This is a genomic window from Methylobacterium sp. P1-11 (assembly GCF_008329595.1).
Taxonomy (GTDB): Bacteria; Pseudomonadota; Alphaproteobacteria; order Rhizobiales; family Beijerinckiaceae; genus Methylobacterium.
Genome location: NZ_NPKS01000001.1, coordinates 428,306 through 444,869 on the forward strand (window position 1 = coordinate 428,306; position 16,564 = coordinate 444,869).

A 16,564-nucleotide genomic window follows, 5' to 3' on the forward strand; every position below is an offset into this window, starting at 1 on the left:
ACCACGTTTCAGGAGGTACCATGTCGAAGACGATCCTCGCGCTGGCCACGTCACTCGTTCTCGCCACATCCGGCGCGGCGCTGGCGCAGGCGCCCCATACGGGCGGGGCCGACCAGGGCAACGTGAACAAGTCCGGCGCGGTGGGCGGCACCGGAACCGGGACGATGGAGCGCACCGGCTCCACCGGCGTCGGCATGGCGCCCGGCACCAGCGGCGGCCCGCGCGTCAGCACCCCGGGCGCGCCCGCCGGCAGCAGCTCGGGCAACGGCACCACCGGAAGCGGCGCCGCGCCGAGCGGCCGGTAAGGCGCGCCGGCTCTCCCTCCCCCCTTCGCGGTGGTAGGGAGAGCCCGTCAGATCGCGATGCGTATCCAGTCGAGGCCGTGGCCTCAGGCGCCGAGCCCGCCGACGCACAGGTACTTGGTGTTCAGGTAATCCTCGATGCCCTGGTACGAGCCCTCGCGGCCGAGGCCGGATTCCTTCACGCCGCCGAAGGGCGCCACCTCGGTGGTGATGATGCCCTCGTTGATTCCGACCATGCCGTATTCCAGCGCCTCCGCCACCCGGAAGGTGCGGCCGAGGTCGCGGGTGTAGAAGTAGCAGGCGAGCCCGTACTCGGTGTCGTTGGCCATGCGGATCGCCTCCGCCTCGTCGCGGAAGCGGAACAGCGGCGCCAAAGGCCCGAAGGTCTCCTCGCGGGCCACCGCCATGGCGGGCGTGGCGCCGGTGATCACCGTCGGCTCGAAGAACTGGCCGCCCAGCGCGTGGCGATGGCCGCCCGCGACCACGCGGCCGCCCTTCTCGACGGCGTCGCGGATATGGGCCTCGGTCTTCTCCACGGCCGCCATGTCGATCAGCGGCCCCTGGGCGACGCCGTCCTCGACGCCGTTGCCGACCTTCAGGCGGTTGGCCGCCTCGGCCATCTTCTCCGCGAAGGCGTCGTAGATCCCGTCCTGCACCAGGAAGCGGTTGGTGCAGATGCAGGTCTGGCCGGAATTGCGGTACTTGGCGAGCATCGCGCCGGCGACCGCCTTGTCGAGATCGGCGTCGTCGAACACGATGAAGGGCGCGTTGCCGCCAAGCTCCATCGAGACCTTCTTCACCGTGTGGGCGGCCTGCTCCAGCAGCACCTTGCCAACCTCGGTGGAGCCGGTGAACGTGATCTTCTTGACGAGCGGGTTGCCGGTCATCTCGGCGCCGATCGCCCGGGCCGAGCCGGTGAGGATCGAGACCGTACCGGCCGGGAAGCCGGCGCGCTCGCACAGCACGCCCCAGGCGAGGCCCGAGAGCGGGGTCTGCGAGGCGGGCTTGATCACGATCGGGCAGCCGGCCGCGAGCGCCGGGGCGATCTTGCGGGCGATCATCGAGGACGGGAAGTTCCACGGCGTGATCGCCGCCACGACGCCGACCGGCTCCTTGGTGACGAGGATCTTGCGGTCGCCCCAGGGGGAGGGGACCACGTCGCCGTAGACGCGGCGCGCCTCCTCGGCGAACCACAGCACGTAGGCCGCCGACATGGCGACCTCGCCGCGGGACTCGGTCAGCGACTTGCCCTGCTCGGCGGTGAGGATCTGCGCGAGATCCTCCTGATGCTCGGTCACGAGCGCCGCGAGCTTGCGCAGCAGCACGGCGCGCTCGTTGGCGGTCTTGGCGCGCCACGCCGGGTAGGCCTCGTGGGCGACCTTGATCGCCCGGCGGGTCTCGTCGGCGCCGGCATTCGGGACCTTGGCGATCAGCGCGCCGGTCGCCGGGTTGGTGACGTCGATGCTGCCGGAACCGGCCTTCGACCATTCGCCGCCGATCAGGCAGGCATCGACCAACAGGGCGGGGTCCTTCAGGGAGGGGGTCTCGAATTCAGGCATCCAACGGTTCCTTCGGCGGCCGCGGCATGTCGGGCTGAGACATACCGGGCCGCGGCTTGAGAGGCACGCTCTGGGCCGTATTCCTCGCCTGCGCCTCGGCTTTTGTCTCGAAGACATGGGGAGCCAGATCGCGGCTCGCCAACGAGGCGCCGAGTTTCAATCGCAAGAACGCGCTCGTGGTATACCGGGACGCGGTCTCGTAATAGCGGTTTTCGAGGTAGGCGATCGCCGAGAAGTAAGCGTCGCTCACGGTCGGGTCGATCTCGAATCCGTCGTAGTTGGCGATCAGGTGGACCTTGCGGCCGATCTCCTGGCAGGCACGCTCGTATTCGCGGCGCACCAGCTCGACGTCGTCGATGGTCCGGACCTGGAAACCCTCGAGGTTCGAGAACAGGATGTTGCGCTCCGGATCGTAGCTGATCCGCTCAGAGAGCGAGAGGCCCAGCAGCCACGGCTCCAGCGCCATCACGGCCTCGCGGAACAGGCGCGGATCCATCGGCTGCGGGTCCTGCACGATCGGGGTGAAGCCCATCTGGCCGAGGATGTCGCGCGCGATGTCGATCCCCGGCGCCACCTCGACGAGCTCCATGCCGGCCCGCGTCCGCCGGAACACGCAGCGCTCGGTCACGTAGAGCACCGGCTGGCCGCGCTCGGCCGCGTAGGACCCCGAGAAGGTCACCTGCTCCACCGCGTCGATGAACTTGCGCGAGCGGCCCTCGGCGAGGATCCGGATGCCGCCATCCTCCACCGCGACCTTGAGGCCGTCGGCCGTGAAGGTGCCGGCGAAGACGAGGCTCTTGGCGTTCTGCGAAATGTTGATGAACCCGCCCGCGCCCGCGAGCTTCTTGCCGAAGCGGCTGACGTTGACGTTGCCCTCCGCGTCGCACTGCGCGAGGCCCAGGCAGGCGAGGTCGAGGCCGCCACCATCGTAGAAATCGAATTGCTGGTTCTGGTGCAGCACCGCGGCCGGGTTCAGGGCAGCGCCGAAATCCAGCCCGCCCTGCGGCAGGCCGCCGATCACGCCGGGCTCGGCGGTGAGCGTCAGGTACTTCAGCACCCGCTCCTCGGCGGCGACGGCCGCGACGCCCTCGGGCATGCCGATGCCGAGATTGACCACGCCGCCCGGCGGCAGCTCGAAGGCGCAGCGGCGGGCGATGACCTTGCGGGTGTCGAGCGCCATCGGGGCGATCCGGTCCAGCGGCACGCGCTGGCGGCCCGTGAAGGCGTGGTTGTAGGGCGTGCCGTAGGTCTGCCGGTGGTTCTCGGGCTGGCTGAGCACCACGCAATCGACCAGCACGCCCGGCACCTGCACCTCGCGCGGGTTGAGGGAGCCGGCCTCAGCCAGCCGCTCGACCTGGGCGATGACGAAGCCGCCGGAATTCTTCGCCGCCATGGCGGCGGCGAGGTTGTCGAGGGTGAGCGCCTCACGCTCCATGGTGATGTTGCCGGCGGGGTCGGCCGTGGTACCGCGGATCAGGGCGACGTTGACCGGGAAGGCCTTGTAGTGGAGCCAGGACTCGCCGCCGAGCTCGACCACGCTGACGAGGTCCTCCTGCGTCACCGCGTTGAGCTTGCCGCCCTCGAGCCGCGGGTCGACGAAGGTGCGTAAGCCCACCTTGGTGATGTGGCCGGGCGTGTGGGCGGCGATCTCCCGGTAGAGGTGCGAGACCACACCGAGCGGCAGGTTGTAGGCCTCGATCTGGCCCGCGACCGCCATGGCACCGAGCTTCGGGACGAGCGCCCAGTGGCCGCCGACGACGCGGCGGACGAGGCCCGGGATCGCGAGGCGGTTGAGGCCGCGCTCCTTGCCGTCGCCAGGGGCGGCGGCGAACATCAGGCCGAGCCCGTGCGGGCCGGCGCCGGATTCGAACCGGCGGGCCAGTGCCAGGATCAGCTCGTCGGGCGTGCCGATCCCGACGAAGCCCGACACCGCCACCATGTCGCCGTCCTGCAGGATGGCGACCGCCTCGTCGGCGCTGACGATCTTGTTCTTCAGGCTGCCCATGGGGTGGTCCTCGGCGCCCGGGATGCGGCCGGAGCGGCTCGGCGCGCCCTTCTGCGGGGAGCAACGATGTCCATCGGCCTGGATTGAACGCCCGCCTCGGCGGCAGTCTGCGACGCGCTCCCTCTCCCTTGCGGGAGAGGGTTGGGGTGAGGGACGGGACGCGTCAGGATGGAGCACGCCCTCGAAGCGCCGTCAGGTTGCGCATTTTTCGGACAGACCTGATCCCTCACCCTGTCCCTCTCCCGCACGGGAGAGGGGACCCGCGCTCGATCCCGCCGCCACGCCGCCGCGCACGATGTGTGTGTCCAGTAGCCGTCCCCGCAGCGGGGGGAGGGGAGGGGCGTCGTGCTCATCGAGAACCGTTGGGCAGACATCCTACCCCCGCTGGCCCAGCCAATCGGCGATGCCCGACCCCAGCAGCTTCTGTGCCTTGCCGCCGACGAACACGCCGACATGGCCGCCGGGCAATCCCATCTCAGTGTAATCGGTGGTGCCGATCTTATCCTTCAGCGCCTGCGAGGTGGCAGGCGGGATGATGTGGTCGTCCTGGGCGAAGACGTTCAGCACCGGGCAGGTGATGGCCTTCAGATCCACCCTCCGGCCGCCGAGCTCGAAGGCGCTCTCGACGAGCTTGTTGTCCTGGTAGAGATCCTTCAGCCACTGCTTGGCCGCCTCGCCGGGATGATCCGGCCGGTCGGCGATCCACTTCTCCATGCGAAGGAAATTCAGGAACTTCTTCTTGTCGTCGAGGGCATCGAGCAGGTCGAGGTTGTACTTCGTCATGGTCCGCATCGGCGTCATCATCGAGAACACCGAGCCCATGAAGGCGCCGGGCAGGGAGCCCTGCGCCTCGATCAGGCGGTCGACATCCTCGGGCGTGAGCGAGCGCGTCCAGACGTTGATGAAGCCGTGGCCGGCCCGGTTCTCCCGGGTGTCGGCGTGGAAGTCGATCGGCGTGATGGTCAGCACCATCGCGTTGACGGTCTCGGGGTAGAGCGCCGCGTAGCAGGTGGTGAAGACACCGCCCTCGCAGATGCCGAGCAGGCTGATCTTTTCCCGACCGGCCGCCTCCTGGATGAAGGCGACGCACTCGGCGAGATAGCCGTCCACGTAATCGTCGATGGTGACGTAGCGGTCGGCTCGGCCCGGATTGCCCCAATCGACCACGTAGAGGTCGAGCCCGAGGTTGAGCAGATTGCGGACGAGCGAGCGGTCCTCCTGCAAATCGGCCATCGTGTAGCGGCCGATCAGCCCGTAGACGATCAGCACCGGCGGCAGGCCCTTGCTCTCGGCGAGCGGCCGGTAGCGGTAGAGGCTGACCTTGTCCTGGCTCCAGACCAGATCCTTCGGCGTGGTGGCGATCTCGACATCCGCGTCGCGGACCTCCGCGAACAGCTTGGCGCCGGCGCTGATGCGCCGGCCGAGCGTGTTGACCTCGGCCAGCATCTCGGCCGGGGTGAGGGCGAGCGGCGCGGCCGGCGCCTTCGGGCTCTCCTGATCAGCCATGAGCGTCCTCCCCGGACTGTGAACCACCCGCCTTCGAGACCTTGCCGGCCTGCCGTCGCTCGCGGCGCAGCGCCCGGACCTCGCGGCGCAGCTCGGTCAGGCTCTTGTGGACGTCATCGAGCTCGGCCCGGGTCGGCTGGCCGTAGAACTCGGACAGGAAGGCCGCGACATCCTGCTGGGCGAGCCGGAGGTCGGTGGAGGCCCGCAGCACCGTCCGCTGCGAGGCCAGGAATTTCTCCGAGCGCTGGACCTCCAGAAGGACCGCGTTGGCGGTGTCGATCCAGCGGGTCATCATGTCCCGGGCGGAGGTGAAGCTCTCGCCCCGCTCGGCGCGGGCATTGGCCTCCTGGGCGAAGGTTCCGGCCGCCCGCGTCCAGGCTTCGAGCATCACGGCCTGATGCTCGCTCTGCGCCCGCCGCAGGCTCGCCCAGGCGGTGAACAGGGCCGCGTAGCGCCGCTCGGTCTGCCACAGGTCGGCGAGCTGCGGGCCCTCGGCCATGCGGGTCAGCGCGGCGTCGAACTCGCCCGAGCCGCCGAGCCAGGCCTGCGGATCGAAGATCCGGGCGAGCACCGCCCCCGCGGTCGGGTCCGGCGCGCCGGGGCCGCCCTGGAGCGATCGCGTCAATGTCTGCGAGAGGGCGGTGGCGGAGGTCCAGGCCTCGGTCAGCTTGGACTGCGCGGCCGCGAGAGCCGCGAGATCGCCCCCCGGGAAAACCGGCCAGCCGAAGCCGGGTGCGGCCTGCCCGGCGCCGGGGGTGAAGAACCCCGCGCCGGCCCGGGTCCAGAACTCGCCCATGGCCCGGAACGCGTCGAACTGGTCCATGCTGGCGTTCCTCCCGGCCGTTCCGGCCCCACGATGCCGCGGAGCGTGTCGTCAGCGCACGGGCCCGTCCGGGCCCTCATCCAGACCGCCGATCTCCAACTCACTCTCCTCATCCTGAGGTGCCGGAGCGGAGCGGAGGCCTCGAAGGAGCCCTCCAGCCGGCCGCGCGATCCCTGGAGCCCTCCTTCGAGACCCGCTGACGCGGGCACCTCAGGATGAGGGAGAGGGTGGGAGATCGCGAGCGGTCGGGTATTCATACCGCCGGGCGCGTCTCCCCGAGGGCCTCAGCGTAGATCGCGAAGGCGTCGTCGTAGGTGACCTCGCGCGGGTTGTTCACGAGGAGCCGCGTCTGCTTCATCGCGTCGGTGGCCATGCGCTCCAGATCCTGCCGGGCGACCCCGACCTCGGCGAGCGAGGCCGGCACCTTGCAGTCGCGGCAGATCGCGTCGAGGCTCTCGACGAAGCGCTTGGCGGCCTCGGGCCGCGGCAGGTCCGCGGCGGCGGGGTCGAGGATCGGCGCCAGCTCGGCGTAGAGCGCCTCCGCGTGCGAGAGGTTGAAGCGCATCACCCCCATCAGCACGAGGGCGTTCGAGAGCCCGTGCGGCACGTGGAAGATCGCGCCGACCGGGTAGGCGAGGGCGTGCACCGCCGCGACCGGCGCGTTGGCGAAGGCCATGCCGGCCAGCATCGAACCGAGCAGCATGCCGGAGCGCGCCTCGAGGTTCTTGCCGTCCGTGCAGGCGGTGCGGATGTTGGCCGAGAGCAGCGCCAACGCCTGCTTGGCGAGCTGGTCGGAGATCGGGTTCTTCTTGTTCTTGCTGGTGAAGGCCTCGATGGCGTGGACCATGGCGTCGATGCCGGTGGCGGCCGTCACGTGGGACGGAAGGCCCAGCGTCAGCTCCGGGTCGAGCACCGCCCAGTCGGGCAGGAGCTTCGGGGCGACGACGCCCTTCTTCTCGGTGGTCGGCGTCGTGACGATCGAGATCGGCGTCACCTCGGAGCCGGTGCCGGCCGTTGTGGGTACGAGGATCAGCGGCAGGCGGTCGCCCTTGGCGAGGCCGACGCCGTAGATCGCGTCGAGCGGCTCGTCCGACTTGGCGAGGTAGGCCACGAGCTTGGCGGTATCGAGCGCCGAGCCGCCGCCGATCGACAGGACGAGATCGGTCCCGAGCTCCCGGGCGCGCCTGGCCGCCGCCTCGATCACCGTGGAGGGCGGGTCGGCAACAACGTCCTCGTAGACGTCCAGCGTGACGCCCGCGGAGGCCAGAGCCGTCTCGGCGGCCCGGGTCAGCCCGGCGCCGCGCACGCCCTTGTCGGTGACCAGCAGGACGCGCTTGGCCCCGAAACTGCCGACGATCTGCGGCAGCTTCCGGGAGGCGCCGGCCTCGAACAGCACGTTCGGCGTGGTCTGGAAGGTGAACGGATTCATCGCGCTTCCCTGTCTTGCATGCCGAGTCTCTGCGAGGCCGAGGTCACTCGGCGGGCTCGAAATCCTTCACCTTGGCGCGCAGCTCGTCGACCAGCACGCGGGTGTTCTCGGAATAGTCGATCGGCACCGCCACGAGGTGGACGCCGCCCGCCGCGAAGGCCCGGTCCAGCGTCGGCACGAGGTCGTTTACCGACTCGACCCGGTGGCCGGTGGCCCCGTACGACTTGGCGTAGAGGACGAAATCCGGGTTGTTGAAGGTCATGCCGTAATCGGCAAACTTGTCGACGGCCTGCTTCCAGCGGATCATCCCGTAGGCGGAATCGTCGAGCACCAGCACCACGAGGTTGAGCTTGAGCCGCACCGCGGTCTCCAGCTCCTGGCTGTTCATCATGAAGCCGCCGTCGCCGCATACGGCCATCACGCGCCGCTTCGGGTAGAGCATCGCCGCCATCATGGCCGAGGGCAGGCCGGCGCCCATCGTGGCGAGCGCGTTGTCGAGGAGCAGCGTGTTGGCGACGTAGGTCCGGTAGTTCCGGGCGAACCAGATCTTGTACATCCCGTTGTCGAGGCAGACGATGCCGTCTTCCGGGATCACCCGGCGCACGTCGCGCACGAGGCGCTGCGGCGTCACCGGGAAGCGATCCTCGCCGGCCCGGTCACCGATATGGGTGAGGATATGCTCGCGCAGGTGCAGCAGCGCGCCCGCGTTGGGGAGCTTGCCGTCGAGCTTGTCGGCCAGCAGCTTCAGCGTCGGGCCGAGGTCGCCGACCACCTCGGCGTCGGGGTAGTAGACCTGCTCGACATTGGCCGGCATGTAGCTGATGTGCAGGACCTTCTGGTCGGCCTGCCCCATGAAGAAGGGCGGCTTCTCGATCGTGTCGTGGCCGATGGCGATGATCAGGTCGGCCTTGTCGATCGCCTCGTGGACGTAGTCGCGCTCCGACAGCGCCGCGGTGCCCATGTAGAGGTCGGTCCCGCCCGCGACGGTGCCCTTGCCCATCTGGGTGGTGAAGAACGGGATGCCGGTGCGCTGCACGAAGCCGCCGAGCTCGCCGGTGGCGCGGGGGCGGCTCGCGGCGGCGCCCAGCATGACCAGCGGTCGCTTGGCCCCGAGGATCATGGCGGCGGCGCGCTCGATCGCGGCCGGATGGGCGACCGGAATGTCGATCGGGTGGGAGGGGACGAGGTCGGCCTCGGCCTCCTCGGCGGCGATGTCCTCGGGAAGCTCCAGCAGCACTGGGCCGGGCCGCTCCTCGGTGGCGACCCGGAAGGCGTCGCGCACGATGGTGGGGATCGAGGAGGCCGAAACGATCTGCCGGGCCATCTTGGTGATCGGCTTCATCGACGAGATCACGTCGACGATCTGGAACTTCGCCTGGCGCGAGGTCAGGATGCCCTTCTGGCCGGTGATGATGATCATCGGCATGGCGCCGAGATGCGCGTAGGCGGCCCCGGTGGAGAAGTTCAGCGCGCCCGGGCCGAGCGTCGAGAGGCAGACGCCCGGGCGGCCGGTGAGGCGGCCGTGGGTGGCGGCCATGAAGCTCGCCGCCTGCTCGTGACGGGTGAGGACCAGCTCGATCTTGGAGTTGCGCAGGGATTCGACGACGTCGAGATTCTCCTCCCCGGGAATGCCGAAGATGCGGTCGACGCCCTCGTTCTCGAGCGCCGCGACGAGGAGATCTGAACCCTTGGGCATGCGAAGTCTCGCTGATGCAACGGCGTCCCGGAAGCGCCCGGAGCAGTTCCGGCCCTCCGATCGCGAGGCCGTGAACGGCACAGGACGGGGGATTAACCCCTGACTATTCGGTTCGTTAGAGGGCTCGCCTGTAGAGTGGTCAAGGGCCGTCCGGGCCCGAGAAGTCACAGAGCCGGCCGGATGCTAACGCGTGGAGGTCTGCCCCGGCTCGGGGCGGATGACCGTGCGGTTGAGCCCGTTTTGCATTCCAAGGTGGGACATCGATGGATCGCATCGGAAGCGACAAGACTGCGCCGGAGGACCGGGACACTGACGCTCCGGGCGTGGAAGCGGTGCTCGCGCCGGTCGCAGACTTTCCGCGGATCGACCTCCGCATGGGCGTCGAGGCCTGGGACAAGCGCCGCAGGGCCGGCAAGCGGCTGCGCGCCGAGGTGCCCCATGCGGGCCAAGCCACGCTGGTCTCCGATCCGGACCGGCCCGACCCGATCGCCCTGATCGAGGCCGCCCATAAGGGCCGCCAGCCGCACCTGATCCCGCTGCGGGTCGCCCGGATGGCGAGCTCGCCCTTCGCGTTCCTGCGCGGGGCCGCCCACGTCATGGCCTGGGACCTTTCGCGCGGCCCGCGCAGCGGCATCGACGTCGTGATGAACGGCGACGCGCACACCGACAATTTCGGCCTGTTCGGCACGCCCCAGCGCGACATCGTCCTCGACCTGAACGATTTCGACGAGGTCACGATCGGCCCGTGGGAATGGGATCTGAAACGGCTCGCCGCCGGGCTCGCGGTCGCCACCGCGGATGCGGGCGCACCGGCGAGCGAGCGGCGCGCGGCCGTCATGGAGGCGGTCTCCGCCTACCAGCACACGATGCGCCGCCTCGCGCCGCAGGGCTCCCTCGACGTCTGGTACCAGACCACGCGCGCCGACGCCCCGGACATCGCCGGGCTTCAGATGGACGCGGAGGCCCGGGCCGTGGTCAGGCGCGCTGTCGACAAGGCGCGGCGGCGGAACAACCGCAGCCTCCTCGCCCAGGTGGCCGAGCGGCGCACCGACGGCAGCTGGCAATTGCAGACCGATCCGCCGATCCTGACGCCCGTGGACGAGGCGACCCGCGCGGGCGTCGTCACCGGCCTGGAGCGCTACGCCGAGACCCTGCCGCGCGAGCGGCGCTTCATGCTCGACCGCTACCATGTCGTCGATGTCGCCCACCGCGTCGTCGGTGTCGGCAGCGTCGGGACCCGAGCCTACCTGGCGCTGCTGTTCGGCAATTCCGACGCGGACGCACTCTTCCTCCAGGTCAAGGAGGCGGTCCGCCCGGCGCACGCGCCGTACCTGCCGGGCGTGCCGGCCCCGTTCTCCGGGCACGAGGGCGAGCGGGTGATCTACGGCCAGCGCCTGCTCCAGGCGGTGGGCGACCCGCTGCTGGGCTGGACCAGCATCGCGGGCCGGCCGTTCTACGTGCGTCAGATGAAGAACCTGAAGGGCGCGATTCCGCTGGCGCGGATGTCCGGCGCGCCGCTTCTGACCTTCTCGTATGCCTACGGGACGCTGCTGGCCCGTGCCCATGCCCGAACCGGGGATGCGGCTGCGATCGCCGGCTATTGCGGCAGCGGCAAGCACCACGACCTGAGCGGAGCGATCGCCGACTGGGCCGCCGCCTACGCGGAGCGCAATGCGGCCGACTTTGCCCTGTTCCGCGCGGCGATCGCGAGCGGCCGCCTGGAGGCCGCGGACGATCCCTGCCTGTGAGCGCGGGGCTCAGATGATGCCGGGGGCCGGCGGCTCGTGGGCGAGCCGGACCAGGAGATCCCTCAGCCAGCGGTGAGCCGGGTCGTGGTCGTAGGAGGCGTGCCAGAGCATCGATACGGCCACGTCGTCGAGGGGCACCGGCACGGGGCTGACGCTGAGCGCCAGGGCACTGGCGAAGGAGGTGGCGAGCCGGGCGTGCATCGTGGCGATAACCGGCGCCGCCCGGACCATGAACGGGACGACGAGGAAGCGCGGGGTCGTCACCGCCAAGGTGCGCGAGCGCCCGATCAGCGCGAGGGCGTCGTCGACCACCCCGTGGGCGGTCTCGCGCAGGGACGTCAGCACGTGCGGGAAGCGCAGGTAATCGTCGAGCCCGATCGGCGGCTGGAGGCCGATCAGCGCGGCGTTGAACAGCACCACGTAGCTGTCCCGGTAGAGGAGGCGCTGCTTATGGTGGAGCTGCCCCTCCGAGAACAGGCCGATGGCGAGATCGACCCGGTCGGCGTCGAGTTCGTCGAGGATCCGGGTCCGGTCGATCGAGCGCAGCAGCAGCCGGATGCCGGGCGCGTCCCGCCGGAGCTGCGCGATCAGGCGCGGGCCGAGTAGCGCCTCGACGCTGTCCGGCAGGCTCACCGTGAAGGTGCGCTCGACGGTGGTGGGATCGAACTGCTCCTCCCGGTGCACCAGCGCCTGCACCTGCCGGAGGGTGGCGCGCAGCGGCTCGGCGATCTTGAGGGCCCGGGGCGTCGGCCGCATTCCGTCCGGTGCCCGGGTCAGGAGCTCGTCGTCGAACAGCCGCCGCAGGCGGGCCAAGCTCGAACTCATCGCCGATTGGCCGATCCCGACCCGCGCGGCGGCCCGCGTGACGCTGCGCTCGTCGAGAAGCGCGTCGAGGGCGACCAGCAGATTCAGGTCGATCCGGCTGAGATCGATATGGTCGATGGCCACGGGCGACGCGATCGGTGAGGGCTCGGATGCCCGACATAGCAGACGTGGCCGCTTCCCCGTCATTCCCGGGAGCAGGGTGCGCCGACATGCCAGGATTCCGCTCCGACGGCGGCTCCTGGGCCGTTCCCGCTCGTGCTGCAACGGTGTGAAAGGCAGGCGTCATCGGTCGAGACATCCGCGCCCTACCCCCTCTCCCGTGCGGGAGAGGGGGCCCGCGCCGCGCGCTCACGCGTCGAGACGTCCCGTCGCTCCCCGATCTTGACAATGTTCCTATTTTGTGCTTCCTAGCCGCACCTGTCCACGGCACTTCGGGAGCGATCCCGCGGCGTCCGTCATGGGGCCCGTCTGGTGGCTGACCGGGCGGGTCCGTGGGTTAGGGCGGTGCCCGCGTCGGTGGCTCTCAGCCGCCATCGCCCCGGGCGGCGAACCGGTACGGGGCGTGTCTCGGTGGCGGGCGTGAGACCGGGCGGTGCTTTGCCCGGCGGGTGCGGAAATGCCCCCGCGCCGACCCGCTTCTGGGCCGACCCTGAGCGACCTGCGAACCCGCCCACGACGAGGCGGGACGGCTGGAAGGCCACGGCGCTGATAGCGGGTTCCGGAGGTGCGTGCGCCTCGCAGAGACCGCTTGGCAGGCAGGCGCAGGTCCGGGGCGTCGAAAGACACCGCGACGAGAAAGACGGCACCGGCCGGGGACCACGCCCGGTCGATGCCGCGGGCGCCGCGGGGATCGGATCCCGCGCGTTGACTGGCCGACACAGGGTTCCCGCGGCGTCCCGCGTCCCTCGTGATCTCCCGGGCCATGCCCCCGGCGCCAAAGGCGCGCGGGGACGATGACGCATGTCCGGAGATGGCCGAGTTCCCCCTGCCGCCCGGATCGGCCGACGACGCCATGGCGCCGGTCTCACGGGCGGCACCGGTTGCGTCCCGGCTCCGGCCGCGCGACAACGCGGGCAGCTTCCCGCGCTCATCTGGAACACCACAGACGTGACGTCCAACGCCCCGGCGAATCCCCGAAAGACCTTCGGTCTCTCGACCGCGATCTCCTATCCCAACGGCGCGCCCCATATCGGCCACGCCTACGAGGTGATCGCCGCCGACGCCATCGCGCGCTTCCATCGGCTCGACGGCTACGATGTGCTGTTCTCCACCGGGACCGACGAGCACGGGCTGAAGATCCAGCAGGCGGCGACCCGGGCCGGCACCACCCCGCGCGCATACGTCGACGGCACCGCCGCCCGGTTCCAGGCCATGGCCGACCGGATGGACTGCGCCTACGACCGCTTCATCCGCACCACCGAGCCCGGCCATTACGAAGCCGCCCAGGCGATCTGGCGGCGCATGGAGGCCAACGGCGACATCTACCTCGACAAGTATGCCGGCTGGTACTCGGTCCGGGACGAGGCCTATTACGACGAGGCCGAGACCCGGCTCCTGGAGGATGGCAGCCGCCGCAGCCTCGCCACCGACACGCCCGTGGTGTGGATGGAGGAGGAGAATTTCCTCTTTCGTTTGTCCGCCTACCAGGACCGGCTGCTGAAGCTTTACGAGGACCAGCCCGGCTTCATCGGGCCGGACACACGAAGAAACGAGGTGGCGAGCTTCGTGCGCTCCGGCCTCAAGGACCTGTCGGTCAGCCGCACCAATTTCGACTGGGGCGTGCCGGTGCCCGGCCACCCGAACCACGTCATGTATGTGTGGGTCGACGCCCTGACCAACTACTTGACGGTCACGGGCTTCCCCGACGCGGAGAACCCCAACACGAAATTCTGGCCGATGGACCTGCACGTGATCGGCAAGGACATCGTCCGGTTCCACGCGGTCTACTGGCCGGCCTTCCTGATGTCGGCCGGGCTGCCCCTGCCCAGGCGCGTCTTCGGCCACGGCTTCCTGCTCTCCAAGGGCGAGAAGATGTCGAAGTCGCTGGGCAACGTCCTCGACCCGTTCGAGCTCGCCGACACTTACGGGGTCGACCCGGTGCGCTACTTCGTGCTGCGCGAGGTGCCGTTCGGCGGCGACGGCAGCTACAGCCACGAGGCGATCATCGGCCGGATCAACGCCGATCTCGCCAACGACCTCGGCAACCTCGCCCAGCGCTCGCTCTCAATGGTCGCCAAGAACTGCGACGGCGCGGTGCCGGATCCAGGCAGCCTGGACGACGCGGACAGAGCCCTGCTGGCCCAGGCCGATGCCCTGCCGGCGCGAGCCCGCGCCCTGATGGGCGAGTTGGCGCTCCACACCGTCCTGGCCGAGATCTGGGCCGTGGTGGCCGAGGCCAACCGCTACTTCGCCGCCCAGGAGCCGTGGAAACTGCGCAAGTCCGACCCGGCGCGGATGAACGCCGTGCTCTACACGACGCTGGAGAGCTTGCGCGTCTTCGGCATCCTGACCCAGCCCTTCGTGCCGGGGGCGGCCGCCAAGCTCCTCGACCTGCTGGCGGTGCCGGCCGACCGGCGCAGCCTCGCCGCTGTGGGGGAGGGGGGAAGGCTCGTGCCCGGCACGGCGCTGCCCGCCCCCGCGCCGATCTTCCCGCGCTTCGAGCGCCCCGAAGCTCCGGCAGCCTGACGGCCCTGAGACCCGATGCTCATCGACAGCCACTGCCATCTCGACTTCCCGGACTTCGCGGCCGACATCCCGGGCGTGATCGCCCGCGCCAGGTCGGCGGGCGTCACCGGCATGCTCACGATCGCCACCCGGGTCGCCAAGGCCGACACCTACCGGGCGATCGCCGAGGCCCATCCGGAGGTCTGGTACACGATCGGCACCCATCCCCACGGCGCCGCCGAGGAGCCGGACGTCGCCGCCGAGACGATCGCCGCCATCGCCAAGGCCAACGCGCGCTGCGTCGGGATCGGCGAGGCCGGGCTCGACTACCACTATTCCGACGCCGCCCCCGAGGCCGTGCAGGAGCGGGTGCTGCGCGCCCACATCGCGGCGGCGCGCCTCGCCGGGGTGCCGCTGGTGATCCACGCCCGGGACGCCGACGACCACATGGAGCGGGTGCTCGCCGACGAGATGGGCCGGGCGCCGTTCCGGGCGGTGCTGCACTGCTTCTCGTCGGGGAGGCGGCTGGCGGAGGCCGGGGTCGAGCTGGGGCTGTACGTGTCCTTCTCGGGGATCGTCACCTTCCGGCGCTCGCACGACCTGCGCGACATCGCCCGGGCCGTGCCCCGCGACCGGATCCTGGTGGAGACCGACGCGCCGTTCCTGGCGCCCGAGCCCCATCGCGGTCGAACCAACGAGCCGGCCTACACGGCCGACACCGTCCGGTCGCTGGCCGAGACCCTGGGGCTGCCCGCCGAGGACCTCGCCCGGATCACGACGGCAAACTTTTTCACGCTGTTCGACAAGGCCGCCGCAACGCCTCCGGGCGCCGCGTGACGCGTGAGGAGCGGGAGATCCGGATGGCGAGCCTGACCCTGCGCATCCTCGGCTGCGGCTCGTCCGGCGGGGTGCCGCGGGTCGGCAGCGGCTGGGGCGCCTGCGACCCGGAGGAGCCGCGCAACCGCCGGCGACGCTGCTCGATCCTGGTGGAGCGCGCGTCGGGGGCGGGGCGGACCACGCTGCTGGTCGACACCTCGCCCGACCTGCGCGAGCAGCTCATCGACGCCGGCGTGACCCGCCTCGACGCGGTGCTCTACACCCACGCCCACGCCGACCACACTCACGGGATCGACGACCTGCGCCCGCTGGTGATCGCCATGCGGGCCCGCATCCCGGTCTACGCCGACGCCCTGACCCGGTCGCTGCTCACCACGCGGTTCGGCTACTGCTTCGAGACGCCCCCCGGGAGCGCCTACCCGCCGATCCTCGACCTGCGCGATCTCGCCGCCGGCCGCGACCTGACCCTGGAGGGGGAGGGGGGTTCGATCACCGTGGAATCGCTCCCGGTGGAGCACGGCAACGAGGCCGCCCTGGGCTTCCGCTTCGGCGCGGCGGCCTACATGCCCGACGTCAGCCTGATCCCGGAGGCGAGCCTCGCCCGGCTGCACGGCCTCGACCTGCTGATCATCGATGCCCTGCGGGACACCCCGCACCCGACGCACTTCTCGGTCTCGGACGCCTTGGCGCTGATCCGTACGGTCCGGCCGCGCCGCGCCGTGCTCACCAACCTGCACACCGACCTCGACTACGGCGCCCTGGCGGCACGCCTGCCGGACGGCATCGTGCCCGCCTATGACGGCCTGACCCTGAGCCTCAACGCCTGAGCGCGGCGGAGCGCGCGAATCGGGCGTCACACGCCTGTCGTCGGCGGAGTCCAAGAAAATCGACCGTCCCGCCAAGAAGCCTGTTGACGGGCCGGATGGGTGGCCGTATACCCCGGTTCATCGGCGCCGGCCGCGGAAGTGGACCGGGCGCTGAGCCATCTTCTGACAAGCGGCGGGACTGGCCGGCGAAGTAGCCGGGTGGTCTTCTGTTTGCCTCTGATGAGCCTCGGGTGACTGGGGCAGTTCTTTGACAAGTTGGAATGAGGAAGGGAGACGCGGGCGGCGTTTGTCCTTGCGGCTGGGTCTTAGGACCTGGCGTGAGAGACTTGTGCCGATCTGTTGT

12 protein-coding genes are annotated in these 16,564 nt (G+C 70.3%); 5 read left to right on the forward strand and 7 right to left on the reverse strand.

What is annotated here, in order from left to right; translation table 11 throughout:
• The first annotated feature begins 20 nt into the window (after positions 1 to 20).
• On the forward strand, positions 21 to 305 hold the full coding sequence (locus CIW48_RS02050; protein ID WP_149308580.1) for a hypothetical protein: 285 nt from the start codon (positions 21 to 23) through the stop codon (positions 303 to 305).
• Between the two features lie 83 nt (positions 306 to 388).
• Here CIW48_RS02050 and CIW48_RS02055 read toward each other — a convergent pair whose 3' ends face one another.
• From CIW48_RS02055 to CIW48_RS02085, 6 genes are all read right to left on the reverse strand, one after another.
• Complete coding sequence (locus tag CIW48_RS02055) at positions 389 to 1,861, reverse strand: NAD-dependent succinate-semialdehyde dehydrogenase (protein WP_149308582.1); 1,473 nt, start codon at positions 1,859 to 1,861, stop codon at positions 389 to 391.
• Positions 1,854 to 3,866, reverse strand: coding sequence for a CoA-transferase (locus CIW48_RS02060; protein ID WP_149308584.1), 2,013 nt, complete (start codon positions 3,864 to 3,866; stop codon positions 1,854 to 1,856). The genes CIW48_RS02055 and CIW48_RS02060 overlap by 8 nt, the downstream gene beginning before the upstream one ends.
• A 375-nt stretch (positions 3,867 to 4,241) precedes the next feature.
• Positions 4,242 to 5,372 (reverse strand): class III poly(R)-hydroxyalkanoic acid synthase subunit PhaC, encoded by a 1,131-nt coding sequence (gene phaC, locus CIW48_RS02065; protein ID WP_149308586.1) that lies wholly within the window; start codon positions 5,370 to 5,372, stop codon positions 4,242 to 4,244.
• Positions 5,365 to 6,195 carry a poly(R)-hydroxyalkanoic acid synthase subunit PhaE gene (locus tag CIW48_RS02070; protein WP_149308588.1) on the reverse strand — a complete coding sequence of 277 codons (831 nt, stop codon included), beginning with the start codon at positions 6,193 to 6,195 and terminating at the stop codon, positions 5,365 to 5,367. Before CIW48_RS02070 ends, phaC begins: the two co-directional genes overlap by 8 nt.
• Before the next feature lie 253 nt (positions 6,196 to 6,448).
• Entirely contained in the window at positions 6,449 to 7,624 is a 1,176-nt protein-coding gene (locus CIW48_RS02080; protein ID WP_149308590.1) for an iron-containing alcohol dehydrogenase, read from the reverse strand.
• A 43-nt stretch (positions 7,625 to 7,667) separates the two neighbouring features.
• Positions 7,668 to 9,320, reverse strand: coding sequence for an acetolactate synthase large subunit (locus CIW48_RS02085; RefSeq protein WP_149308592.1), 1,653 nt, complete (start codon positions 9,318 to 9,320; stop codon positions 7,668 to 7,670).
• 263 nt (positions 9,321 to 9,583) lie between these two features.
• Here CIW48_RS02085 and CIW48_RS02090 point away from each other — a divergent pair, with 263 nt between their 5' ends.
• Positions 9,584 to 11,068 carry a DUF2252 domain-containing protein gene (locus CIW48_RS02090; RefSeq protein WP_149308594.1) on the forward strand — a complete coding sequence of 495 codons (1,485 nt, stop codon included), beginning with the start codon at positions 9,584 to 9,586 and terminating at the stop codon, positions 11,066 to 11,068.
• 9 nt (positions 11,069 to 11,077) lie between these two features.
• Here CIW48_RS02090 and CIW48_RS02095 read toward each other — a convergent pair whose 3' ends face one another.
• A complete protein-coding gene (locus tag CIW48_RS02095; RefSeq protein ID WP_149308596.1) occupies positions 11,078 to 12,016 on the reverse strand; it encodes a LysR family transcriptional regulator in 939 nt (312 codons plus the stop codon).
• Between the two features lie 984 nt (positions 12,017 to 13,000).
• Here CIW48_RS02095 and metG point away from each other — a divergent pair.
• The 3 genes from metG to CIW48_RS02110 are packed head-to-tail and all read left to right on the forward strand — an operon-like array spanning position 13,001 to position 16,221.
• Entirely contained in the window at positions 13,001 to 14,578 is a 1,578-nt protein-coding gene (metG, locus tag CIW48_RS02100) for a methionine--tRNA ligase (RefSeq protein ID WP_149308598.1), read from the forward strand.
• Between the two features lie 15 nt (positions 14,579 to 14,593).
• Positions 14,594 to 15,394, forward strand: a complete 801-nt coding sequence (locus CIW48_RS02105; protein ID WP_149308600.1) for a TatD family hydrolase — start codon at positions 14,594 to 14,596, stop codon at positions 15,392 to 15,394.
• Positions 15,395 to 15,417: 23 nt separating this feature from the next.
• Complete coding sequence (locus tag CIW48_RS02110; protein ID WP_149308602.1) at positions 15,418 to 16,221, forward strand: MBL fold metallo-hydrolase; 804 nt, start codon at positions 15,418 to 15,420, stop codon at positions 16,219 to 16,221.
• Positions 16,222 to 16,564 lie beyond the last annotated feature (343 nt).

What these genes read in the sequence shown, in the direction of transcription:
- CIW48_RS02060 (WP_149308584.1), bottom strand. Translation starts at nt 3,866, where the DNA reads ATGGGCAGCCTGAAGAACAAGATCGTCAGCGCCGACGAGGCGGTCGCC.
- CIW48_RS02105 (WP_149308600.1), top strand. Translation starts at nt 14,594, where the DNA reads ATGCTCATCGACAGCCACTGCCATCTCGACTTCCCGGACTTCGCGGCC.
- CIW48_RS02070 (WP_149308588.1), bottom strand. Translation starts at nt 6,195, where the DNA reads ATGGACCAGTTCGACGCGTTCCGGGCCATGGGCGAGTTCTGGACCCGG.
- CIW48_RS02080 (WP_149308590.1), bottom strand. Translation starts at nt 7,624, where the DNA reads ATGAATCCGTTCACCTTCCAGACCACGCCGAACGTGCTGTTCGAGGCC.
- CIW48_RS02110 (WP_149308602.1), top strand. Translation starts at nt 15,418, where the DNA reads ATGGCGAGCCTGACCCTGCGCATCCTCGGCTGCGGCTCGTCCGGCGGG.
- phaC (WP_149308586.1), bottom strand. Translation starts at nt 5,372, where the DNA reads ATGGCTGATCAGGAGAGCCCGAAGGCGCCGGCCGCGCCGCTCGCCCTC.
- CIW48_RS02085 (WP_149308592.1), bottom strand. Translation starts at nt 9,320, where the DNA reads ATGCCCAAGGGTTCAGATCTCCTCGTCGCGGCGCTCGAGAACGAGGGC.
- CIW48_RS02055 (WP_149308582.1), bottom strand. Translation starts at nt 1,861, where the DNA reads ATGCCTGAATTCGAGACCCCCTCCCTGAAGGACCCCGCCCTGTTGGTC.
- CIW48_RS02090 (WP_149308594.1), top strand. Translation starts at nt 9,584, where the DNA reads ATGGATCGCATCGGAAGCGACAAGACTGCGCCGGAGGACCGGGACACT.
- CIW48_RS02050 (WP_149308580.1), top strand. Translation starts at nt 21, where the DNA reads ATGTCGAAGACGATCCTCGCGCTGGCCACGTCACTCGTTCTCGCCACA.